Genomic DNA, 22,846 nt, shown 5'->3' on the forward strand with positions numbered 1-22,846 from the left:
TTGCCCTCAGCCATTGCGGTGTTGCGATCACCCCAATGACAAACGAGGCCGGAGCATCATAACAGACGCTCCGGCCTCTCAATGTATAAGGGCGGCTCGCCGCCGCCCCTTTTTAATCCTTTTAAAGGCCTTGGGTCAGATTTGCGCCGCGCGAACCCTGGTGGTCGCCGCAAACGCCTTCAGCATGGCCTCGTCGCGACCATAGACGTCGTCGAAGAACTCCACCTTGCCGTCCTTGTTCGGCCAGGCGGTGAAATAGGAGACGTAGACCGGGATCTTGGCCGGGACCTTGGCGGCAACATTCTCGCCGGCCGCGATCCGCCCGTTGATGTCCTCGATCGTGGTGCCCATCACGGCAGCGGCCATCTTGCGTGGCTCCGCAAGGCGGACGCAGCCATGGCTGAGGGCGCGCATATCCCGCTGGAAGAAGCTCTTCGAGGGCGTGTCATGCATGTAGATCGCATGGCTGTTCGGGAAGAGGATCTTCAGGTCGCCGAGCGCATTATCGCCGGACGGCGGCTGACGCACGGAGACATTCTGGGTGGAGCCGTACCAATCGACGTTGCTCGAAGAGACCGCCCGGCCGTTGACCGAGACCTCGTAGCCGAGCCGGTCGAGATAGCTCGGATCCTGGCGCAGATGCGGCAGCATTTCGTTGATGATGATCGACTGCGGCACGCCCCAATAGGGATTGAATTCGACCGTCTCGATCTGGTCCTGGAAGAAATAGGTCTGGTTGGACCTGGAGCCGACGACCACGCGCATGGAGAACTGCTCCACGCCATGGTCATGATAATAGACCTGGAAGGCAGGCTGGTTGATGAAGACATAGCGCTGCCCGAGATCGTTCGGCAGCCAGCGCGCCTGTTCCATGGCGATGACAACCTTGCCGATCCGGTCCTTGGACGTATGGCCGACCATCTTGCGGATGGTGGCGGCACCGATGACGCCGTCCGGCTTCAGCCCCGCCTCCGCCTGGAAGGTCTTCACAACCTCGACGAGTTCCGGCGTGTATTCAGGCGTCTGCTGATAGGAAGCAAGCGTCGCGGCGTGTTTGGTCTTCAGGGCGTCCGAGCCCGTATGCTGGATTGCGGCGATGATGCCGGCCATATCCGGGCTGCTCTTGCCCGGCTTCAGCAGAAGATTGTCGGGCAGCGAGACCTGCGGCCCGTTGTCGGTCGCTTCTGCACGCAATTTCGCAAGCTCGGCCTTCAGCGCCTGGAAATGCGCGCTCTGCGGCGCCAGCCCTTCCAGGTAAGCAGCGGCGTCCGATCCCTTCTCCGCAAAGGGCAGCACGAGCGCCAGGTTGACGTCCTTGCGCTTGAAGTCGTGATAGCCGGAAACCCGGTTGGGATCGATGCGGCCGCGCAGCATATCCTGGGCAAAGATCAGCACCTTTTCGGACAGCGCCAGCTCGAATTGCATCAGCGCGCGGTCATGGCCATCGGCAGGCGAAGCGGGTGCAGCATCGGAAGCCACGACCGGCGAACCGGAAGCCGTCGGCTCGACAACGCTTGCCGTCGTCAGGGCAGGTGCAGACAGAAGATAGTCGGCGGGCTCCAAACCGTAGTCGGCTGCCCGTTCGAAAAGAGCCAGAACGCTCTTCGCCTTCTCGTTGATGTCGCCGTCGGATATCCAGATAGGCTGGGCGGTCTTGCCATAGAACGCCTCCAAGGCAGCGGCGATATCCGCTGGCGCGGAGATTTTTGCCTCGATCAGCAGGTGCGAAGCGTCAGCCGCGGAGGCGGCCGCAAAACCTGCGGTCTTCACGGGGCGTTCGGCATCGGGTTTGTAGGTGTAGTAGCGGGGTCCGGACACCTTCGGCAGCGGCTCCGGATCGGCAAGCGATCTCTCGCTCGGCATCGCCGAGCGCCCGCCGGCCACGCCGGGCAACCCGTTGTCCGCCTGGCCTGCCCTGTTCGCACCTGGGCCGCCACGCAGGATGTCCATGAGCGTCAGGGCCTGAGCGGGAACGGTCATCCCTGCGAAGATCGAAATGCCTGACGTGAGGGCCAGTGCGATCGAAATTTTTTTATGTCTGTGCTGCAATGTCGTCCCCGTCACGTGCATCCCGCGCCTGCGTTTGCGGGCCTTGAATATATACCACGCCATCTAGCCGATCGCGTAAGGGATGGAAAGAAACGCCCGGCCGGTCCGGCCGGATCCCCGGCGCCGGACAAAGTGCCGGCGCACCTGCAGAAGGTTAAGAAACTATTGGTTAATTTTTTACTGACGTCTTTCCGTTTCCCAGCGCGTTACAGACTATATCGGTATCACAATTCCGTCTCCCGTGTCATAAAAGGCACGCCGAAAGTCTAGCAAAAAGCCCGGTCCGCCCGCTTGCGGACCCGCCGCAATCGTATAGTAATGCCGGCCGTCCGGCCTATGCGCGCTATAACGCGTTGTTGATCAGCCGGAGCCGGCATGGACCACGAATAACAGAGGCAGCGAAGATGGCAGCGACACGCACCGAAACCGACACGTTTGGCCCGATCGAAGTGGCAAGCGACCGTTATTGGGGCGCTCAGGCGCAACGCTCGCTGGGCAATTTCAAGATCGGCTGGGAAAAGCAGCCGCTTGCCGTCGTGCGCGCGCTCGGAATCGTCAAGCAGGCGGCAGCTCGCGCCAACATGCAACTCGGCGGGCTCGATGCCGCGATCGGCCAGGTGATCGTCGAAGCCGCGCAGGAAGTCATCGACGGAAAGCTCAACGAGCATTTCCCGCTGGTCGTCTGGCAGACGGGCTCGGGCACGCAGTCCAACATGAATGCCAATGAGGTGATTTCCAATCGGGCGATCGAAATGCTCGGCGGCGTCATGGGTTCTAAAAAGCCGGTGCACCCGAACGACCACGTCAATATGAGCCAGTCGTCCAACGACACCTATCCGACGGCCATGCATATCGCCTGCGCCGAGCAGATCGTCCGCCATCTCATTCCGTCACTGAAGCATTTGCATGCCGCCCTGGAAGCGAAGGTCAAAGCCTTTGCGCATATCATCAAGATCGGCCGCACACATACTCAGGACGCCACGCCGCTGACCCTTGGACAGGAATTCTCCGGCTATGCGGCGCAGGTGGCGTCGGCCATCAAGCGCATCGAGATTTCTCTTCCGGGCCTTTACGAACTGGCGCAGGGCGGAACGGCTGTCGGCACCGGCCTCAACGCCCCGGTCGGCTTTGCCGAAAAGGTCGCCGACGAGATCGCCAAGATCACCGGCCTGCCCTTCGTCACCGCGCCGAACAAGTTCGAGGCGCTCGCAGCGCATGACGCTATGGTTTTTGCCCACGGCGCGGTGAATGCCGCCGCGGCGGCGCTGTTCAAGATCGCCAACGACATCCGGTTCCTGGGCTCCGGTCCCCGTGCGGGTCTCGGCGAACTTGCCCTTCCCGAAAACGAACCCGGTTCGTCGATCATGCCCGGCAAGGTCAATCCCACGCAATCGGAGGCCCTGACCCAGGTCTGCGCCCACATCTTCGGCAATCATGCGGCAATCACTTTTGCCGGCAGCCAGGGCCATTTCGAGCTGAACGTCTTCAACCCGATGATGGCCTACAACTTCTTGCAGTCCGTCCAGCTTCTCGGCGATGCCGCGGTTTCGTTCACAGACAATTGCGTCGTTGGCATCGAGGCCCGCGAGGACAATATCAAGCGCGGCGTCGAAAATTCGTTGATGCTGGTCACCGCGCTCAATACCAAGCTCGGCTATGATATCTGCGCCAAGATTGCCAAGACCGCTCACAAGAACGGTACAACTCTTCGCGAAGAAGCAGTTGGCGGCGGATACCTGACCAACGAAGAATTCGACCAGTATGTCCGGCCGGAGAACATGATCGGACCGAAATAACCCCTGTTTTCTCACGATCCGGCAAAGGCCCCGCCCCTGAACAAGGCGGGGTCATATTTTAAATGGGTTGAAAATGTTAATATCTGACCATGAGTCATATTTCTCAAAAAGAATTCAACAGGGGGCGCAATGGAGTAAACCGGCGTTATCCTTGAAGAAAATCAACGGTTTTAAGGTCAGAACCCGTATTTGAGAATAAATCTTTCGAAACGACCCCTTAATTCTTTTCCAATATTTTTCGCATACTTATTCATCTATCGAATCCGGGCGGGTATGGGGATCGTCGATGACGACGGCAACGGCGCCGAAGGCGCAATCTAACGATTTGGTCAGCCAGATCATCTATGCGGTGCGCTCCATGGGCGCGGCGCCGATTCCGCGTAACTACCAGCTCTTCTATGAAGCCTATATCGGCTCGAACCCCGAACTGACCTTGCAACTGGCGGCGCTGGGAAGCCGCGCGAGCCAGGAAGAGCTGGATGAACTCTCCCGGCGTTATCTGGGAACCGACCAGACCACGGTTGTTGAAAACGCTCATGACAGGATCCTCGGGGAGCTGGAATCGCTGTTGCGTCTGCTGCGCCAGGAGCAGCATTCGCTGGAGAGCTACAGCAAGCTGCTCGGCGAAACCGCCCAGCGGATCAACTCGAAAAACAATCTTTCGTCCGAAATCCTGACGAGCGCGATTGCATTGCTCACTGAAGCGACCGGGACGACCCTCGCCCATGGAGAAAAGACGGCCGGCGGCGTCGCCCAACGGTCGCAGGAAATGGAGCAAGTCCGTCGGGAGCTCGACGAATACAAGCGCATCGCCAATACGGATTCGCTGACGCGCATCGCCAATCGCCGCGCCTTCGACGAACGCCTGGCGTCGGCCTACGACAATTCCGCGGTGCTCCCCGTCACGGCGCTGGTGCTTGCCGACATCGACAACTTCAAGAAGATCAACGACAGCTACGGCCATCCGGTGGGCGACAAGATCCTTGCCACCGTCGCCTCCGTCATCCGGTCGAATGTCCGCAAGGACATCTTCGTCGCCCGTTCCGGCGGCGAGGAATTCGCCATGATCGTCGAAGGGAATACGGCGGAAGAGGTGATGATCATCTGCGAGCGGGTTCGGCGGGCCCTGGAAACCCGCACCTTCCGCAATTCACGCTCCGGAGTGGATTACGGACCCGTCACGATCTCCGTCGGTTTTGCCATGGCCTCGCAGGCAAATGACCCGGGCGAGCTCTACGCCAATTCGGATACGGCCCTTTATCATGCCAAGAACGGCGGGCGTAACCGCACCGTTTTCTTCGAAGACGGCATGAACAAGGACTACACCGGCAAGAACTGGCTGATCTACAAGAAATAGGCCGGGCCTCGGGCCTGAATTGGGCTTCCTACCACATTGTCCTGGCGGCGCGTTCCGACCATTCGCGATCGTAGGTTTCCTGGTCGAAATCCGCCTTTGCAGCCTTCAGGAGGTTCCCGGGCGTCGGAAGGCTCTTTGGATCCACAAACCGTTCCGGATTCCACAATTCCGCCCGCATCAGCGCCCGGGCGCACTGGAAATAGACCTCATGTATGGTGATCACCGTGACGCTGCGGGGATGCCTGCCATCCATTTCGAAACTCTTGAGCAATTCCGGCTCAGCGGAAATGACCGCACGGCCGTTGATGCGCATGGCGGTATTCGATCCGGGCACCAGGAACATCAGCGCCACGCGCGGATCGCGCACGATGTTGAGGAGCGAATCGATACGATTGTTGCCGCGCCAGTCGGGCAATAACAGCGTCGCATCGTCGCTTATCCGCACCACTCCCCCAAGGTCGCCGCGCGGCGAACAGTCGAGACCTTCCGGACCGACAGTGGCAAGCGCCATGAAGGGAGACGTTTCGATCATCCGCCTGTATTCCGGCGTCAGAACCTTCGTGACCTTGGCGATGGAAGCCTCCGAGACGCCCTCGTAGATGGCCTTCAGTTCTTCGACCGATGTGATGATGCTCATGTCCCGTCCCCGATGCAGCGCCGGCTCTTAACCGACAAGGGCGACAGTAGGATGACAGATTTATCCGATCAAGCGGCTGCGTCCTTGCCGGAGCTGGCCTGCGCCGGTCGATGATCTTCGGCGAGGAAGGACTTGATCGTCTCGATGACCGCAGGGTCGCTGACGATCCGGCGGTGTCCCAGTCCGTTTGCCCAGTGAAGCCGCGCCGTCGCAACGCCTTCGAAACGGCGGGCATGATCGGCCGCAACTTCCTTGTCCTCTTCGGCATGAACGACCAGAAGCGGCTTTGCGAGCTTTCGCGCACTTGCCACCGTGTCGAAATCATCGAGGGAGGTGCCTGCCACCTGCTCGGCATGACTGACCAGCAGCGCCTTGACGCGCGGCGGCAGCCCGACCATCTGCGAGAACTCCTCGAACAGCCAGTGGATATGGCTCGGCGAGCCGATGACGGCGAGCTTTTCGGGGGAAATCGATCCCGCCTCCTTCATCACTCCGCCTGCGGCCAGCATCAATGCCGCACCCCCGAACGAGTGGCCGATTGCAGCATCGAAACGACCGAAGCGCCGCTCCGCCTCAACGATCGCATCGACAGCCTGACGCATGTTGAGACTGCGGCCATCCGACAGTCCATGGCCGGGAAAGTCCAGCACCACAACTTCGGCACCCGTTTCGGCGAGCCCTGCCGGCAGGGCCGAGATATAGGCCGCACTGGAACCCCAGCCGTGCACGACGAGGTACCGACGTGCGGCCGGTCTCCCGGCACCGCCGAAGCGATAGGCCATGACTCTGGATTTCCCCACCGCAAATGGCGCAGTCTGCGCTGCCGCCAACCGTTGCCGCCCCTCCGCATGCGCGGCCCGGGCCTTTTCCCCCTTCGGGCGTCGCGACGGCGTTCGGCAGAACAACCCAAATGCGAGTTTGGCAGCGGGGCGAGGAAAGACACTTCCTCCAGCTGCGAAGGCGAAACGGATGACCTGAAGTGCAAAGGATGGCATAGTGGGAAAATCCAATAATGTTCAACATTGAACAATAAAGTACAACAATGAACAAAAATCAAGCCCTGCTCTGGGATCATCCGCGTTTTCGAAGTTGGATCGCCGTGGCGCGCGCCTGCCAGCTGATGCAAACCGTGCTGACGCGTGAACTGGCGGACCTCGACATCAAGCCGCCGCATCTCGACATTCTGGTCAATCTCTATCGTTTCGAGGGGATTTCGCAGCAGGAACTGGCTCGAAAGCTGCTTGTCGGTCGTTCGAACATGAGCATGACGCTGCCGCAGATGGAAAAGCGCGGGCTGATCGAGCGGCGCGGCGATACCAGGGACAAGCGCGTTCTGCGGCTTTTCCTCACGGAGGAAGGCCGGGCGGTCGCAGAGGAAGCCATGGCCATTCAAACGAGCCTGATCGAACGCACCCTATCCTCGACGCCGATCGAGCAATGCCATGCGATGGCCGAATCGATGGAAAAGATCATTGTCGCCTTGCACGCAGAAGTCGTCGACGAGACCGAATCAGCCTGAGCCTGGTTCAGCGCGAGCGATGTCCCGGGTCACGGCTCAGGCCCTTTTCGGCAAGCTCCCGCTCGTAGTCGGCAAAGAGTTCTGCGCCGCGTTCCCCGAGCTCGCGCAGGTAGGTCCAGGTGAAGATGCCGCTGTCGTGGCCGTCGTCGAAGCCGATTCGCACTGCATAGTTGCCGGTCGGCGTGATCGACCTTATCCCGACATACCGTTTGCCCGGCACCGTCACCTTCTGGCCGGGACCATGGCCCTGCACCTCGGCGGAGGGCGAGAGAACCCGCATGGTTTCGGCAGCCAGCGCAAAGGCCGCACCGTCGCTGAACGTAACATTGAGCGTGCGGCGGTCCTTGGAGACCCTCAGTTCGGTCGGCCAGATATCGCTCATAGTGAAACCTCCGCATCGTCACGATCGCCGAGGATTATGAGCTTCGCCGGATGGCCGCAAGCGATTTTCCGCCGCCCATCTGTTCTTGACGGCCCTGGTGTCATACACTTGACGAAATGTCATGATGTCCCCACTTTCCGGGATAAGGGAGATATCGCGTGAACAGCTTCACAGGTCCGATCGGAGGCGCAGCGCCAGTTGTCGCCGACAAGGCACCGATGATCGATCCGTTCGGGCGCGCGGTCACCTATCTGCGCGTCTCCGTCACAGACCGCTGCGACTTCCGCTGCACCTATTGCATGGCGGAGCACATGACCTTCCTGCCGAAGAAGGACCTCCTGACGCTCGAGGAGCTGAACAGGCTCTGTTCCGCCTTCATCGCCAAGGGCGTGCGCAAGATCAGGCTGACGGGCGGCGAGCCGCTGGTGCGCAAGAACATCATGTTCCTCGTCCGCGAGCTCGGCGCACAAGTCCATGCGGGCAAACTGGACGAGCTGACGATCACCACCAACGGCTCCCAGCTTGCCCGACATGCGGAGGAATTGTACGACTGCGGCGTTCGGCGCATCAATGTTTCTCTCGACACGCTCGATCCCGTCAAATTCAAGGCGGTCACCCGCTGGGGCGAGTTCAGCAAGGTGATGGAGGGCATCGAAGCTGCCCAGAAGGCCGGCCTGAAGATCAAACTCAATGCGGTTGCACTCAAGGATTTCAACGAGTTCGAAATCGCCGACATGCTGCGCTTCGCCCACGGCCGCGGCATGGACCTCACAGTGATCGAAACCATGCCGATGGGCGAGATCGACGAAGACCGGACCGACCGGTATCTGCCGCTGTCTAAGCTGCGCGCTGATCTCGAAGAACAGTTCACGCTGACCGAGATTCCCTACAAGACGGGCGGGCCTGCACGATATGTCGAGGTCAAGGAGACCGGCGGGCGGCTCGGCTTCATCACGCCGATGACGCATAATTTCTGCGAGAGCTGCAATCGCGTGCGGCTGACCTGCACCGGCACGCTCTACATGTGCCTCGGCCAGAACGATGCGGCGGACCTGCGCACGGCGCTGCGCGCCTCCGACAGCGACGACTATCTGTCCGCGGCGATCGACGAAGCCATCACCCGCAAGCCCAAGGGCCACGACTTCATTATCGACCGCCAGCACAACCGGCCCGCCGTCGCCCGCCATATGAGCGTTACCGGGGGCTGAGCTCGCGTTCTCTGCCCGTTATAGGACAGCAAAAAGCCGGGGCTTCGAGACCCCGGCTTTTTTTGGTTAAGCGACCGAAAGGCGTTCAGGCAGCACCGCGGCGGCGATTGTCTGCCCGGTGGTGATGGTTGCCAGCATGAAACTTCGGGCCTGCATCTCCGGTCCTGAAGCGCTCGATCTTCTCCGACAGCGTCTCGACGCGCTGGCGCAGGCCATGGATTTCGGCATTGTTCTCCTCGACCATGGCGGCATTTTGCTGGGTGATCAGTTCCACTTCATGCACGGCGCTTGTCACTTCGCTGATACCGGTCGACTGTTCGCCGGTGGCTGCAGAAATCTGAGCCACGAGCTTGCGGACGTCGGTAATGTGGCCGATGATCTCGGTGAGCGCCGTGCCGGTTTCCTCAACCAGATGCACGCCGCTCTGGACCTGCGTGGAACTTGCCGAGATCAGGCCCTTGATCTCGCGGGCGGCCCCGGCGCAACGCTGCGCCAGTTCGCGCACTTCCTGAGCCACCACCGCAAAACCACGCCCCGCCTCGCCCGCCCGCGCGGCCTCGACGCCTGCGTTGAGTGCCAGAAGATTGGTCTGGAAGGCGATTTCGTCGATCACGCCGATGATCGTGGCGATCTTTTCAGACGAGCGGCTGATCTCGCCCATGGCGTCGACTGCGCGGGCCACGACCTCGCCGGAGCGCACCGCGAACTCCTCTGTCTCGTTGACGGAAACGGAGGTCTGACGGGCGCTTTCAGCCGTTGTCCTGACGATGTCGCTCAGCTGGCGCAGCGCACGCGAACTCTGTTCCAACGCCGCGGCCTGCTGTTCGGTGCGGCGGGCAAGATCATCCGCCGAGGCCGCAAGATTGCCCGTGCCGCCGTTGATATCCTCGGCGGTGGAACGGACATCGGCAAGCGTTGCCCGAAGCGCTTCGACGGCCTGATTGTAGGTCCGCGCCATTTCCACGAAATCTTCGGGCAGGTTCTCTTCCATGCTGCGTTCCAAGTCGCCCTCGGCGAGCTGGCCCAAAGCCTCCGAAAGCGCACTCAGGGCCTGCCGCTGCTCAGCCGCGATGCGGGCCCGATCGGAAGCGCGGCGTTCGGCTTCCGCGGTCGAAAGATCGCGGGCCGCAGCCGCTTCCTGTTCGAGGCGGACGTTTTCAAGCGCGGCATCGCGGAAGACGGTGACCGAGCGGACCATGTCGCCGATCTCGTCGCCCCGCTCCCGGCCTTCGATCTTCACTTCGAGGTCCCCGTCGGCCAGCCGCTTCATGATGTCGGTGACGCGCCGCAGCGGCCCGCGCAGGGTCTCCACGAGCATCAGCCCGCCAGCGATCGCCAGCACCGTGCCGACCACCATGGCGATGACGGAAAGCTGGGCGGAGCGTTCGCTATCTTCCTTGCCGACTTCCTGGGCCTGGGCGACGAAATTCTTCAGGCCCGCCATGCCCGCGGTCAGCGTTTCGGTCGCGGCGGCTCGTGCGCCGGCCCATTCCTGCGTGATCGTAAGCATCTCGTCGGCGCGCTGCCCCAGCGTTCCCAGCAGCTTGTCCAGTGTGGCGCCGAAATCCCGCGTGGCCGCGTTGCGCGGATTGAGGTCGGAAACCTTGGCGCTGGTCGAGCGCAGGCCTTCGATATCGGACGCGATGAGAGCGCGGGATTCCTTGCCGGGATTTGTGACGAAACGCTCCGTGTGGAGCTGCAAGGCGTTGGCCAGCTGGAGCGACAGATCGATCTGTTCGAGAACGCTCTTTAGAGCGGCGATCTCGCCTTCAAGCTCGACAAATCGCTCGGATGCGTCGCCGGATTTCTTGGTGACATCCGCGTTGAGGTCGCCCTGCGGTTTCATGAAGGCGCTTGCGGCGACCCGCATGGCTTGAGCCTTTTCCGTTGCGGTCTGGCTTCCGTTGACGATTGCGAGGAAGCTGTCGGTCGCCTGCTGGATAGGCTGCATCGCCGTGCGCCCGTTGGACGACAACATGCTCTCGATCTTGGCGAACTCGTTCTTCAAGGTCTCGCCATAGAGAGAGCCGGCCTTGACCGTGCCCTCATCGCTGTCGGCCGCCCTGACGGCGGTGCGCAGGTTTTCCAGCCGGCGGGCGATCGACCGGTAGGCGAAAGCCTCGAAAAGCAGCTTCTTGGCGAAGCGCTCCTTGCCGTCGAACTGTTTCTGGATCACCTCGACCTGTTTGTCGACGCCCGTTGCGGCGCCGCGCACGCCATTCAGGATCTCGTTGATGGCGGCCACGTTCTGCTTGCGCTTCTGCTCCACGGCCCAGAGCGTGTCGGTGTTGGCGGAAAGCTTGCCGGCAAGTGCGGCAACCACGGCGACGCGGCTTCGGTCGCCTTCGTTCGCCAGGAGCGCCTCGAGATTGGCGACGCCCTTGCTCTGCCGGTCGATGCCTCCACGCAAGGCTGTCAGCGACGCCTCGTCCGGGGCCTCGGTAAAGGCCTGCAGGGATGCCTGCAGATGCTCAAAATCGCCGATGTTTTCGATCGTCGCCCGCGTGACCGTCATATGGCCGTTGAGCATGTTGGCTGTGTAATAACCGGCAAGCCCGACGCCGGCGATCAACAGAATCAGCGGTATGACGAACAGAAGAACCTTGGTGACGATCCTGCGGCTCTGAAGAAGGCGATCGATGAAAGACATGTGTTCCCCAACTGCAATCAGGTACCGGGTTCGCGGTTCATGGCATTCGCGAAACGGCAACGGCACGATTCCAGCCTCATGCGGGAATGATTGCCGCTACAGTCGGACTTTTCAGTTGAACAAGGGTTAACTCACAACCCGATATCTCTCTTTTGCCACATCCGCCCACCTATCGGGGCAAGCTTTCCTGCACCGGCCAAAACAGTACCGCCCGGGACGCGATCGGGCTGGCGAGGGGTAAGCCATTGCTTTAAGACACCGTGGTTACGGAAGGAATCGGCAATGGCATCGTCGGAAAATTCGCGAGGCGCGCTCTTCATGTCGCTCGCAATGGCCGCTTTCACCTTCAACGACGCCCTGGTCAAAGCCGTTACCTCGGAACTCAGCATACCCCAGATCATGACCGTGCGCGGGGTCATGACGACGCTGCTCGTCTACGGAATTGCCCGTTATCTCGGCGTAACGATGTCGTTCAAGGCCATCGCGCACCCGCTCGTGCTGCTGCGCACGCTCTTCGAACTGGGCGCCACCCTCACCTTCCTCTCGGCACTCGCCCATATCGAATTTGCGGCCGCATCATCGATCATGCAGTCGCTGCCGCTTGCCGTAACGTTAGGTGCGGCGCTTTTCCTCGGCGAGCCCGTGGGCTGGAGGCGCTGGACGGCGATTGCCGTCGGTTTTGTCGGCGTCCTCATCATCATCCGACCGGGTCCTGAAGGTTTTACGCCGGCGGCGCTGCTTGCCGTCGCAGCCGTCTTCTTCACCGCCAGTCGCGATCTGACGACGAGGCGGCTCAAAGCCGACATACCGACCATCAGCGTGACGCTCTTCACCTCTTTCGCCAATACCGTCATCGGGGCTCTGCTGATCGTGCCCATGGGCGGGTGGCAACCAGTCAGCGCCGGCGCATTCACCTATCTGGCTCTTGCCTCGGTTCTCGTCTTTGCCGGTTACCAGACGGTCATCAAATCCATGCGCAGCGGCGAGATTTCATTCGTCGCCCCCTTCCGCTACACCGGCCTGCTCTGGGCGCTTGCCATCGGGATCTTCTTTTTCGGAGAGCGGCCCAATATTTACATGCTCACCGGGGCGGTCGTCGTCATCGGCTCCGGCCTCTATACATTCTATCGCGAACGAAAGCGGCAGGTTTCTGTGGCCGAAAAAGCAACCGCCGCGCCGCCGCCCTGACGGGAACGGACCGCTCGAAGAGGAGACGACGTGCAGGAAACCCGGTTTCTGGACAGACGGACCCCGCCGCACATCACGACTCTGGTCGTCTGCGCGGGGCTCGGCGCCCTGTCGCTCAACATCATTCTTCCTTCGCTTTCCGCCATGGCAGCGTATTTCGGCACCGATTACGCGGTCATGCAGTTCGCCGTCTCCGGCTACATCGCCGGAACGGCGCTGCTGCAGCTGGTGCTCGGCCCGCTTTCCGACATCTTCGGCCGTCGGCGAGTGATGATCGGCAGCATCGTCATCCTGCTGATCGGTACGCTGATCTGTCTTTTTGCACAGACCGTCACGGTCTTCATGATCGGCCGGCTCTTGCAGACGGCGGTCGTCGCCGGCTTCGTGCTGCCACGCGCCATCATCCGCGACACGGTGCCGATGGAAGGCGCCGCGTCGATGATCGCCTACGTGACCATGGGCATGTCGCTGATACCCATGGTCGCCCCTACCGTCGGTGGCACGCTCAACGACCTGTTCGGCTGGGAATCCAATTTCATATTGATGCTGGGGCTCGGGCTGCTGACGCTCATGCTGGTTTCCGCCGATCTCGGGGAAACGAACATGACGCCTGCCGAGAGCTTTACCGCGCAGTTCCGCAGCTGGCCGGACCTCCTGCGATCCCGCCGCTTCTGGGGTTATACGCTGACCTCGACCTTTTCCTCCGGCGTTTTCTTCGCCTTTCTCGGCGGCGCACCGTTTATCGGCACTGCGATCTATCACCTGACGCCCACGATGCTCGGCGTGCAGTTCTTCCTGATCGCTGCCGGCTACATGGTCGGCAACTTCATCTCCGGCCGCTACACGCGCCGTTTCGGCACCATGACCATGATGTTCTCCGGCAGCGTCGTCAGCATGATCGGCATCGGCATTGCCGCGGCCCTGCAGCTGGGCGGCGTGGCATCCGCCACGGCCTTCTTCGCTCCACTGGCGCTCACCGGCGTCGGCAACGGCCTGACGCTGCCGAGTTCCAATGCGGGGGTGGTGAGCGTGCGTCCGCGGCTGGCCGGCTCCGCCTCCGGCCTCGGCGGCGCGATCACGGTCGGCGGCGGGGCTGCGATGTCGACACTTGCAGCAGCCGTCCTGAAAGACTCCGACGGCGCCATGCCGGTGCTTGCCGTGATGGGGATCTCCACGCTCTTGGCGGTCGCCGCCACGGAATACGTCCGGCAGGTCGATCGCCGCGAAGGGGCCCTGGTCAGCGGAGGTGGTGACTGATGAGCCACGTCGGCGCACCTCCCGGCCTGATCCTCGCAGGCGGCAAGTCGAGCCGCATGGGAACTGACAAAGCATTTCTCAAGATCGGAGGCGACAGCATCCTCGGTCACACGGTCCGGCGCCTCAAGTCCCAGGTTTGCGAGCTTATCCTTAACGCCCCGAAGGGGTTTCCCAACCCGCTTGGTCTGCGCCTCGTGCCTGACCTGACGGGCAGCCAAGCCGGCCCGCTTGCCGGCGTCCTCTCCGGACTCCGCGATGTCGTCGACCACGGTTTGCCCGCGACGCATCTCCTGACGGTGCCCTCCGATAGCCCCTTCTTTCCGGCTGACCTCGCCGCCCGCCTTCAGGCGGGAGCCGATGATGCGATGACGATCGTCATCACGGCTTCCGGCGGGCGCGATCATCCGGTATTCGGGCTCTGGCCGCTGGCCATCGCCGACGATCTGGAAGATTGGCTTTCGAACCCGGAGAACCGTCGGATCAAGGCTTTCCTCCAGCGTCATCGGCTGGTGACGGTCGATTTTCCGATGGTCGAGACGGACTTCGGCCCGCTCGACCCGTTTTTCAACATCAACACGCCGCAGGATCTCGAAGAGGCCCGACGCTTTGCGGAAATGCTCGCATGACCCCTCACCGCGTCTTCGGTATTTCCGGCTGGAAGAATTCCGGCAAGACGGGCCTGACCGAGCGGCTGGTTCGCGAACTGACCGCTCGCGGCTACAGGATTTCAACGATCAAGCATGCCCATCACGACTTCGACATAGACAAGCCGGGCGCCGATTCCTTCCGTCATCGGGAGGCGGGCGCGCTCGAAGTGGCGATCGTCTCCGGCAAGCGCTTTGCGATCATGCACGAACTCCGCGAGGGGAGCGAGCCGAGCCTTGAGGAGATACTGGGTCGTCTTGCGCCTTGCGACCTCGTGCTGATCGAGGGTTACAAGCGTGAGCCCGTGCCGAAGATCGAATTGCGGCGTCTCGAGGCGAAAAGCCGGGAACCGCTTTCTCCCGGCGATCCGCACATCGTCGCAATTGCCGCCGACCATCCGGTGGCCGACACGACGCTGCCAGTCTTCGATCTCGGCGCTACGGCAGCCATCGCCGACTTCATTCTGCGCATAACCGGACTTGCCGCCAAATAAAAAAAGCCGCCGGATCGCTCCGGCGGCTCCATTCGTTTCGGACCATCGGTTACCGGTTCGAGGCGACCGGCTTCACCAGAGGGGTGATGCGGCGGACGGTGACCCGGCGATTTTCCTGGTTCGGTCCATCCGTGTTCACCTTCAGATACTGTTCCCCGTAGCCCTGCGTCGTCAGGTTTTCCGGGGGGATACCGAAGGCATCGGTCAGCACACGGGCAACGCTTTCGGCACGTTCGTCGGACAGGATGAGGTTATCCTGGTCGCCGCCGACCGCATCCGTATGGCCTTCGATCAGGAAGGTTTCGGACGGATCCTTCTCGAGTACCTTGTTGATCGCCTCGGCAACCTTGCGAAGTGAGCTGGCCTGGTTCATCGGGATTTCGGCGCTGCCCGTGGCGAAGGTGATGGTATCGAGATCAATACGCGGCACCTTGTCACGAATGCGGGCGGAATAGCGGACCTCGTCCAGCGTATAGACGCGTTCCACACGTTCGACCGGCGGCTGCTCCAGGAACTCGTAGTAGTCGCGGTCCGGTTCGCTCGACGTGTCGATGATGTAGTTGTCGATCGGCACCGTCAACCGCATCGGCGGGAGATCCTCGCCCGGGTCACGCCAGACATAGTCGGGACCACGGCGCGCTTCCACCAGTTCCGGCGCGTAGTACAGCACGTATTCGTCGCCGCCCCGGACAACGCGGGTCCGACGGACGATCTCGCCGTAGCGGTTGCGGATGGTGACGATCCTGGTTCCGTCATCGCGTATGATGACCTCGCGCACCTGGCCGTCACGAAGCCGTTCGTATTCCGGCTGGCGTCCGTCCCGGTCGTAGAAACGGCGGCTGTCGTCGTGGCGGACATAGTTCTGGTCGTCGATCGAGATGATCACGCGGGCACCGTCGCGATCCCGTTCGCGATCCCTGCTGCGCGAGACCTCTTCGCCGAACCGCCATCCCTGCGGCCGCTCGAATTCGGGACGACCGTCGAGCCGTTCGCCGCGTTCTTCGATTATCGCGCGGACCTGCTCCTCCTGCTCAGGAGTAAACGTCGCACCGGCCTGCGCCTCGGCATCCGACTTCGGTGGGGCAAGCTGCTGCTGTTCGGCTTGTTGGGTGGCATCGCGGCGCGGACGGTCGCCATCGCGGCGGGGACGCGCCGGCCGCTCCTTGGCGCTGTCGAGCACTGCAGCGCCGTTCTCGACCGGCAGAGTGACCTGTTCGCCTTCGCGGGCCGAAGCCGGATCTCGGGCAATCTGGCGAGCCCGATCGACCTGCTCCGGTGTTTGCGCCGGCTGTGGCTGAGCCCTTAATTGAGCGGGCTGCTCCTGGGTCGGCTGCTGTTGAGCAGGAGCTGCCTGACCCTCCGCCGGCGGCCTGGGAAGCTGCGGATCCTGGGTCTGCCGGGTTCCGACAGCCGGGCTTTCGGTGGCCGGCTGGCGCGGGCGGGCATCCTGTGCCGTGCCGCTGTCCGGTGCGGGCGTCTGGCCTTTCGCATCGCCACGCGGCGGACGCTCGGGCTGAGCTTGCGGGGTCACAGCGCGATCTTTGGCGCGCGGCGGCTTCGGCGTTTCCGCCTGATTCTCCGCGGGAGCAGCCTTCTTGTCTTGAGCGTCGCGGCGCTGCGGACGTTCATTACCTTCGGGCGCTACCGGGGGACGCAACTGCTGGGTCTCGCGCGCAGCAGGCTGCTCGCTCTCAGGAGCCGCCTGTTGCTGTTGGCGACGCTGCGGCGGGCGCGCACCTTCACCCTGCCCTTCATCAGCCTGCTGTTGGCGGCGCTGCGGCCGTTCGCGGGCTGGCGCCTCGGCAGCCGGAGCTTCGCGGGGCGCAGCTTCCGGTTCGGCCTGACGCTGGCGCCGCGGCGGCTCTTCCTGCTGAGCCTGCGGAGCCTGTCGACGTTCTCCGCCGCCCTGTTCTGCACCGCCGCTCTGCTCGCGGCGCGGCTTCTGCTGTTCTGCACCGCCCTCTTCGTCCTGCGCCTTCCGCTTCTTCAGTATCAACGGATCCTCTTGCTGGACCTGGATCACACCAGACATCGGGCTCGCGTCCGCCGAGGGCTTGAGCGGCAAGGCCGCGACCGGCTGGATCATCAGCGGCAGCGACACGAACGGCACCGCAACACTGGCGAACAGTCTGAATTTCTGTGACATGGACATTTCCTCTTCTCGGGTATCATCCCTTTCATGCGCGTCCTTTATTGCCGGCTTGGGCGGACTTACGCGGCGACTGAATGTTCTCCAGCCGAAATGGTTCCCCGAGGGTGTCGCCGCCTGCCTGAACGTCGCGTGAATATGCCGTTCATCCGCGGGGACCACCCGTGACTCGCACGCAAACGGCCTGTGGCAGGCACGCAATATGCCGTTGCAATTTCCCGCGAGCCGGTATCTAAAAAGCTGAGACAGGGCTTGCACCCTGCTTCCTGGCGGCGAGAAAAGATGAACACGCCGTCGGGCCGCCAACAGAGAGGATCACATGAATATCTCCACCCGATTCTTCGCCGCCGCCTCGATCGCCGCGCTGTCGCTTTTTGCCGGCTCGGCCATGGCCCAGGAAAAGCTCGTGATCGGCACGGAAGGCGCCTATCCGCCCTTCAACAACCTCGAAGCCAACGGCCAGCTCACCGGCTTCGATATCGATATCGCCAAGGCGTTGTGCGAGGAGATGAAAGTCACCTGCACCTTCGTCACCAATGACTGGGACGGCATCATTCCGGCGCTGCAGTCGAAGAAGTTCGACGCGATCGTCGCCTCCATGTCGATCACGCCGGAACGCAAGGAACAGGTCACCTTCTCGAAGAAGTATTACAATACGCCTCCGGCCATCGCCGTGCCGAAGGATTCGCCGATCAAGGACGCCTCGGCGGCGTCGCTGAAGGGCAAGACGCTCGGCGCCCAGGGCTCGACGACCCACTCCAACTATGCCGAAAAGCACATGCCGGATTCCGAGCTGAAGCTTTATCCGACCGCCGACGAATACAAGCTCGACATTTCCAACGGCCGCATCGATGGCGTGGTGGACGATATCGTCGTGCTTTCGGAATGGCTGAAGTCGGATGCCGGCAAGTGCTGCAAGATTCTCGCGCCGCTTCCGGTCGACGTGGAAATCAACGGCGAAGGCGCCGGCGTCGCCGTGCGCAAGGGCGAACAGGCACTGGCCGACAAGTTCACCGCCGCTATCGCTGCAATCCGCGCCAACGGCAAATACAAGCAGATCCAGGACAAATATTTCGACTTCGACGTCTACGGCGGCAACTAATCGCCGGATCGTCCGTCAGAACCCGGCGGAAGGCTTGCCCTTCCGCCGTTTTTCTTTTTAATGAAACAGAAGCATCTCCGGTGCTCAGACAACAAGCGGCACGACAGAAGCCGCAGGGGAAAACGATTTTATGAGCGGATTCTTTTCCGCCCTCTTCGGCGCGCTCGATCCGCTTTGCGGTCCTGTCGGCATCTTCTCGCTGTTCGGCTCCGGCACCCTCGTCGCCTGCGGCGAAGCGGGCTGGGGCGACGAAATCGCCTTCGGCGTCAAAGTCACCATTTCGCTGGCGCTCGCCACGGTACCCGTCGGGCTTTTTCTCGGCTTCCTGATCGCGCTCGCCGCGCAATCGGAGGACAAGCTGCTGAGGCTCGCCACCGGCATCTACACGACGATCTTCCGCGGCCTGCCGGAACTCCTGACGCTCTTCATCGTCTATTACGGGCTGCAGATCCTGATCCAGTCCGTGCTCGCCTGGCTCGGCTACGAGGGGCGCGTCGAAATCAACGCCTTCCTCGCCGGCATGGTGGCGCTTGCGGTGGTCTTTTCCTCCTATTCCTCCGAAGTGTTGCTTTCGGCCTTCCGGGCAATCCCGCGCGGGCAATATGAGGCCGGCGATGCGCTCGGCCTGCATCGCGGACGCACCATGCGGCTGATCGTCCTGCCGCAGCTCATCCGAATCGCCCTGCCCGGCCTCACCAATCTCTGGCTGATCCTCCTGAAGGATACCTCTTATGTCTCGGTCATCGGGCTTGCCGACATCGTGCGGCAGACGGGCATCGCCGCGAGAGTCAGCAAGGAAGCCTTCTTCTTCTATTTCATCGCCTGTCTTCTTTACCTGATCCTTGCGATGATCTCGTCCTTCGGACTCGGCTTCGTCGAGCGCTGGGCAAAGCGGGCGGAGACGGCCCGATGAGCTATGTGAGGGAACTCATCCCGCCGCAACCGGCCCCGCTTGCGCCCGCTCGTCCCATCACCGGCGCCAGGATCGCCGCGATCGGCATCCTCATCCTCTGGGCAATGCTCGCCGCCGGGCTCGTTGCCATGGTTGTCAACGGCTGGGATCAGGACAAATTCCTGCGTTATGGCCCCCGCTACCTAAACGGCCTTTGGACGACGATCTCTCTCGTCGGTCTTGCCGTCGTCTTCGGGGCGCTGCTGTCGGTGCCGATCGCGTTCGCACGCATGTCGAAAAACCGCGTGCTCAACGGCATCGCCTACGCCTATGTCTATGTGTTCCGCAGCACGCCGCTGCTTGCTCAGCTTTTCCTGATCTATTACGGCCTCGGCAGCTTCAAGCCGCAGTTGGAAAGCGCCGGCCTCTGGTGGTTCTTCAGGGATGCCTGGTATTGCGGCCTCCTGTCCTTCGTGCTCAACACCGCCGCCTATCAGGCGGAAATCCTGCGCGGCGCGATCGAAAGCGTTCCCCGCGGTCAGCGTGAGGGCGCCGCGGCACTCGGCCTTTCCAAGCAGGTTGCCTTCGCAAAGATCATCCTGCCGCAGGCACTGATCGTAGCGCTCCGGCCCTATGGCAACGAACTTGTGCTGATGATGAAGGGCTCCGCAGTCGTCGCCATCGTGACGGTCTACGATCTGATGGGCGAGACCCGCTACGCCTTTTCCCGCACCTTCGACTATCAGGCCTACCTCTGGGCGGCGATCTTCTACCTCGCCATGGTCGAAACTCTCAGGCACGTATGGGCCTTCCTGGAAGCCCGCCTGACCCGGCATCTGAAGCGGTAGCAGCACTCAACGAATCTCGCTGCTAACATACTGAAAAAATTCACGAAAGCACCTTTATAGCTCAATTGTAAAGCCTCGATTAACCGTGGCATGCTCCCATATCGGGGTGACGCGAAAAGCGTCCTCCTGAAAAAGAATAAGTGGGAACTGCTCTATGTCTGAGATGGAAATGATGCTGAAAGGATACGGCCTGACAACGGCCCAGATCTTCTATCGCCTGCCCGATCACCCGGCCCTGTTGCAGAGCTATATCTGGCAGAACTACGACCTTGCTCCGGATTTTCCGGAGATGAAGGGTTTCCTGAAATTCTGGCAGGAAAAATTGGACGGGCCTCTGCATTCCGTCCGCTATGTGCATCGGAAGCTGATATCGGCAAGCGAGTGGCGCGCAGTCAAGGGAGAGATCATCATCCACTAGCGAGAACCCGGCGGCCTCATACATGCACTTCGCCGTGAGCGAATTCGCCGTCATCTGGCTCTCGATGGATGGCGGCATACAGGATTGCGGCATAAAAGAACGCGACCACCGCTATCACGCTCCACCCCGGCGCCGGCCCGAGCGCCGCATTGTTGACGGCCTCGCCGACCGAAAAGACGACATCCGTCTTGGGCTCGTTGGGAAGCAGTTTCGGCGTTGAGATCTTCAGCAGCCAGGCGAACAGCAGGATGACATACATCCAGACATAGTTTCGCCGGATGCGCCTGAACAGCGCCTCCCGATAGGTGATGAGGAAGCTCGGATTGCGCAGGCTACGGGCAATGCCGACCGCCCAGTCGGGCTTGAGATCGGCCTGCGGATCCAGCGCCTGGGCGAAATAATGCCGCTCCAGCTTGCGCACTCTGGCGCGATAGACATCGAAGAAGCGATAGCGTCGCGCCTCGATCAAGAGCATCAGCGAGATGAGAAGCATGGCAAACAGCACGACGCCATGGTGCGAGGTCGGCGTCGAGAGCGATACGGAGAGAAGACCCGCGACCATGGTGATGGCCCAGTTGGACGTGCGGTCGATGCGGTCGCGCCAACCGGCCATCCGCCCCATCTCGCCGCGGTAATAGTGGATGATCATATTGGCCTTTTCGGCGGATGTGATCGGCAGCGACGGTGCCCGTCGCTCGATATTCTGCTCCAGCACGTTCGGCCCCTGATCGCCGGCCATGATCCTTTCTCCAGGCAAAAATTTCTGCTCCTTTGCTCAACGGGCCAGCGCCCGACACGTTCCGCGGCGATGGACAAACGGGCGCCACCGGCTTAAAGCGCCTCAAAACAAAGGACAGAGTGATGAAGAAGATCGACGAGGAAGCATTGGCGGAAGCCTATAATCGCGCTCTGGCGCTGGAGAAAGCCGGCGAGATCGATGCGGCGGTCAAGGCATACGAGGATGTGCTGGCGCTCGATCCCGAGGATCACGGCGGCGCCGCGGTGCGGATCGCCGCAATGGGCCGCGGCGAGACGCCACCGAAGGCGCCGGATGCCTATGTCGAAACACTCTTCGATCAACATGCCGAAAGTTTCGAGGACATCCTTGTAGAGCAACTGGGCTACGCCGTGCCGGTGATGGTGCGCCAGCGGTTCCAGGAGCTGAAGCTCGGGCACTTCAAGCGTATGCTCGACCTTGGCTGTGGCACCGGGCTGACGGGGGGCACGCTGCGCGACATGGTTGACGATATTACCGGTATCGACATCTCCGAGAACATGGTTGAAATCGCCCACGAAAAGGATCTTTACGAAACGCTTTACGTAGCGGAAGTCGAAGATTTCCTGGAAGACAATGACGACGAGCCTTTCGACCTTGTCACCGCAACGGACGTGCTTCCCTATCTCGGCGCGCTCGAGCCGCTGTTCTTCGGCGTGGCGGAAAATATGCTGAAAGGCGGCATTTTCGCCTTCTCGTCGGAGAGCCTGTCCGATGCCGACGGCCGTACCTATGCAGTCGGCCCGCACCAGCGTTTTCTCCATAGCGAAGCATACGTCCGATCGCGGCTTGCCGACACCGGGTTTGAGGTGCTGGAAATCTCCGAAATCAATGTGCGCATGCAGGATGGACAGCCGTCGCCGGGCCATCTGGTCATTGCGCGGCTGAAAGGCTAGTTTCGCCTCCGCAACGGAGGATTCGATGACCCCACAGCGCTATCTTCTTGCCCAGGCCTATAACAATGCCTGGGCCAATCATCGGCTTCTAAGGGCATGCGGCAAGCTTTCGGCGGAGGAACTGGCCGCACCCCGCACCAATTTCTTTCCGTCGATCATCCATACGCTCAACCACATCCTGACGGTCGACTGGCTCTACATCAGTGCGCTGGAGGGCAATTGCATCGGCGCGGCAGCATTCGAGCCGGAGATACCCTTCGTGCACTTTGCTGATCTTAACCGCGAACAGCATGCCGCCGATCGGCGGCTGATCGACCACTGTCGTGAGATGGTTGCCGAAACCGTCATGCAGGAGGTCCGCATTCCCCGTGCCGACCATGTACAGGTGGAAACCGCCGATCGGGTGCTGCTGCACCTCTTCCAGCACCAGATCCATCACCGCGGCCAGGTTCACGCGATGCTGTCCGGAACCTCCGTCCCACCCCCGCAGCTTGACGAGTTTTTCGCAGCCGACGAGGAAAAGTTGCGCAAGCAGGATTTCGCCGAACTCAATTTTACCGAAGCCATGATCTGGAGTTGACCCCC

General features: G+C 61.7%; 21 protein-coding genes. 14 read left to right on the plus strand and 7 right to left on the minus strand.

The features are described from left to right. Positions 1-135: 135 nt before the first annotated feature. Positions 136-1,980, minus strand: a complete 1,845-nt coding sequence (locus tag EDE09_RS26395) for a L,D-transpeptidase family protein (RefSeq protein ID WP_245505250.1) — start codon at positions 1,978-1,980, stop codon at positions 136-138. A 473-nt stretch (positions 1,981-2,453) separates the two neighbouring features. Here EDE09_RS26395 and fumC point away from each other — a divergent pair, with 473 nt between their 5' ends. Together fumC and EDE09_RS26405 are read left to right on the plus strand one after the other, a co-directional pair. Next, positions 2,454-3,845 (plus strand): class II fumarate hydratase, encoded by a 1,392-nt coding sequence (gene fumC, locus EDE09_RS26400; protein ID WP_112798165.1) that lies wholly within the window; start codon positions 2,454-2,456, stop codon positions 3,843-3,845. A 286-nt stretch (positions 3,846-4,131) separates the two neighbouring features. Continuing rightward, a complete protein-coding gene (locus EDE09_RS26405) occupies positions 4,132-5,202 on the plus strand; it encodes a GGDEF domain-containing protein (protein WP_105372605.1) in 1,071 nt (356 codons plus the stop codon). A gap of 28 nt (positions 5,203-5,230) precedes the next feature. On the opposite strand, the gene EDE09_RS26410 is transcribed toward EDE09_RS26405, so the two are convergent. Then, positions 5,231-5,839 (minus strand): pyridoxamine 5'-phosphate oxidase family protein, encoded by a 609-nt coding sequence (locus tag EDE09_RS26410; RefSeq protein ID WP_132413392.1) that lies wholly within the window; start codon positions 5,837-5,839, stop codon positions 5,231-5,233. 68 nt (positions 5,840-5,907) lie between these two features. Then, complete coding sequence (locus tag EDE09_RS26415) at positions 5,908-6,621, minus strand: alpha/beta hydrolase (RefSeq protein WP_245422892.1); 714 nt, start codon at positions 6,619-6,621, stop codon at positions 5,908-5,910. 260 nt (positions 6,622-6,881) lie between these two features. Between EDE09_RS26415 and EDE09_RS26420 the strand changes: the two genes are divergently transcribed. After that, positions 6,882-7,358: a MarR family transcriptional regulator gene (locus tag EDE09_RS26420; RefSeq protein WP_112798171.1), complete on the plus strand. Its 477-nt coding sequence runs from the start codon at positions 6,882-6,884 to the stop codon at positions 7,356-7,358. A gap of 7 nt (positions 7,359-7,365) precedes the next feature. On the opposite strand, the gene EDE09_RS26425 is transcribed toward EDE09_RS26420, so the two are convergent. Continuing rightward, positions 7,366-7,740 carry a DUF971 domain-containing protein gene (locus EDE09_RS26425; RefSeq protein WP_112798173.1) on the minus strand — a complete coding sequence of 125 codons (375 nt, stop codon included), beginning with the start codon at positions 7,738-7,740 and terminating at the stop codon, positions 7,366-7,368. A 158-nt stretch (positions 7,741-7,898) separates the two neighbouring features. Between EDE09_RS26425 and moaA the strand changes: the two genes are divergently transcribed. Further along, entirely contained in the window at positions 7,899-8,948 is a 1,050-nt protein-coding gene (gene moaA / locus EDE09_RS26430) for a GTP 3',8-cyclase MoaA (protein WP_112798175.1), read from the plus strand. Between the two features lie 85 nt (positions 8,949-9,033). Here moaA and EDE09_RS26435 read toward each other — a convergent pair whose 3' ends face one another. Then, on the minus strand, positions 9,034-11,598 hold the full coding sequence (locus tag EDE09_RS26435) for a methyl-accepting chemotaxis protein (RefSeq protein WP_112798177.1): 2,565 nt from the start codon (positions 11,596-11,598) through the stop codon (positions 9,034-9,036). A 282-nt stretch (positions 11,599-11,880) separates the two neighbouring features. Here EDE09_RS26435 and EDE09_RS26440 point away from each other — a divergent pair, with 282 nt between their 5' ends. From EDE09_RS26440 to mobB, 4 genes are read left to right on the plus strand one after another with little or no spacing between them, the layout of a single operon-like run. Further along, a complete protein-coding gene (locus tag EDE09_RS26440) occupies positions 11,881-12,786 on the plus strand; it encodes a DMT family transporter (protein WP_105372598.1) in 906 nt (301 codons plus the stop codon). 30 nt (positions 12,787-12,816) lie between these two features. Further along, positions 12,817-14,043, plus strand: a complete 1,227-nt coding sequence (locus EDE09_RS26445) for a multidrug effflux MFS transporter (protein ID WP_112798179.1) — start codon at positions 12,817-12,819, stop codon at positions 14,041-14,043. Then, the gene (gene mobA, locus EDE09_RS26450; RefSeq protein ID WP_112798181.1) at positions 14,043-14,669 is read left to right on the plus strand and encodes a molybdenum cofactor guanylyltransferase MobA; all 627 of its coding nucleotides are present in this window, start codon (positions 14,043-14,045) and stop codon (positions 14,667-14,669) included. The genes EDE09_RS26445 and mobA overlap by 1 nt, the downstream gene beginning before the upstream one ends. Continuing rightward, positions 14,666-15,181 carry a molybdopterin-guanine dinucleotide biosynthesis protein B gene (mobB, locus tag EDE09_RS26455; RefSeq protein ID WP_112798183.1) on the plus strand — a complete coding sequence of 172 codons (516 nt, stop codon included), beginning with the start codon at positions 14,666-14,668 and terminating at the stop codon, positions 15,179-15,181. Before mobA ends, mobB begins: the two co-directional genes overlap by 4 nt. 49 nt (positions 15,182-15,230) lie before the next feature. Here mobB and EDE09_RS26460 read toward each other — a convergent pair whose 3' ends face one another. Further along, positions 15,231-17,327 carry an OmpA family protein gene (locus EDE09_RS26460; protein WP_132413394.1) on the minus strand — a complete coding sequence of 699 codons (2,097 nt, stop codon included), beginning with the start codon at positions 17,325-17,327 and terminating at the stop codon, positions 15,231-15,233. A 322-nt stretch (positions 17,328-17,649) separates the two neighbouring features. Between EDE09_RS26460 and EDE09_RS26465 the strand changes: the two genes are divergently transcribed. The 4 genes from EDE09_RS26465 (at position 17,650) to EDE09_RS26480 (ending at position 20,590) form a co-directional block, all read left to right on the plus strand. After that, positions 17,650-18,432, plus strand: a complete 783-nt coding sequence (locus EDE09_RS26465) for an ABC transporter substrate-binding protein (protein WP_105372594.1) — start codon at positions 17,650-17,652, stop codon at positions 18,430-18,432. 130 nt (positions 18,433-18,562) lie between these two features. After that, positions 18,563-19,345 carry an ABC transporter permease gene (locus tag EDE09_RS26470; protein ID WP_105372593.1) on the plus strand — a complete coding sequence of 261 codons (783 nt, stop codon included), beginning with the start codon at positions 18,563-18,565 and terminating at the stop codon, positions 19,343-19,345. After that, positions 19,342-20,172: an ABC transporter permease gene (locus EDE09_RS26475; protein WP_105372592.1), complete on the plus strand. Its 831-nt coding sequence runs from the start codon at positions 19,342-19,344 to the stop codon at positions 20,170-20,172. Before EDE09_RS26470 ends, EDE09_RS26475 begins: the two co-directional genes overlap by 4 nt. Positions 20,173-20,326: 154 nt before the next feature. After that, positions 20,327-20,590, plus strand: coding sequence for an usg protein (locus EDE09_RS26480; protein ID WP_105372591.1), 264 nt, complete (start codon positions 20,327-20,329; stop codon positions 20,588-20,590). 16 nt (positions 20,591-20,606) lie between these two features. Here the strand turns inward: EDE09_RS26480 and EDE09_RS26485 are convergent, their stop codons facing one another. Beyond that, positions 20,607-21,329, minus strand: a complete 723-nt coding sequence (locus EDE09_RS26485) for a DUF2270 domain-containing protein (protein ID WP_105372590.1) — start codon at positions 21,327-21,329, stop codon at positions 20,607-20,609. Positions 21,330-21,451: 122 nt separating this feature from the next. Here EDE09_RS26485 and EDE09_RS26490 point away from each other — a divergent pair, with 122 nt between their 5' ends. After that, complete coding sequence (locus tag EDE09_RS26490; protein WP_105372624.1) at positions 21,452-22,261, plus strand: methyltransferase domain-containing protein; 810 nt, start codon at positions 21,452-21,454, stop codon at positions 22,259-22,261. A 25-nt stretch (positions 22,262-22,286) separates the two neighbouring features. After that, entirely contained in the window at positions 22,287-22,841 is a 555-nt protein-coding gene (locus EDE09_RS26495) for a DinB family protein (RefSeq protein WP_132413396.1), read from the plus strand. The last annotated feature ends 5 nt before the right edge of the window (positions 22,842-22,846 follow it).

This window comes from Neorhizobium sp. S3-V5DH, assembly GCF_004343065.1.
Lineage (GTDB): Bacteria > Pseudomonadota > Alphaproteobacteria > Rhizobiales > Rhizobiaceae > Neorhizobium > Neorhizobium huautlense.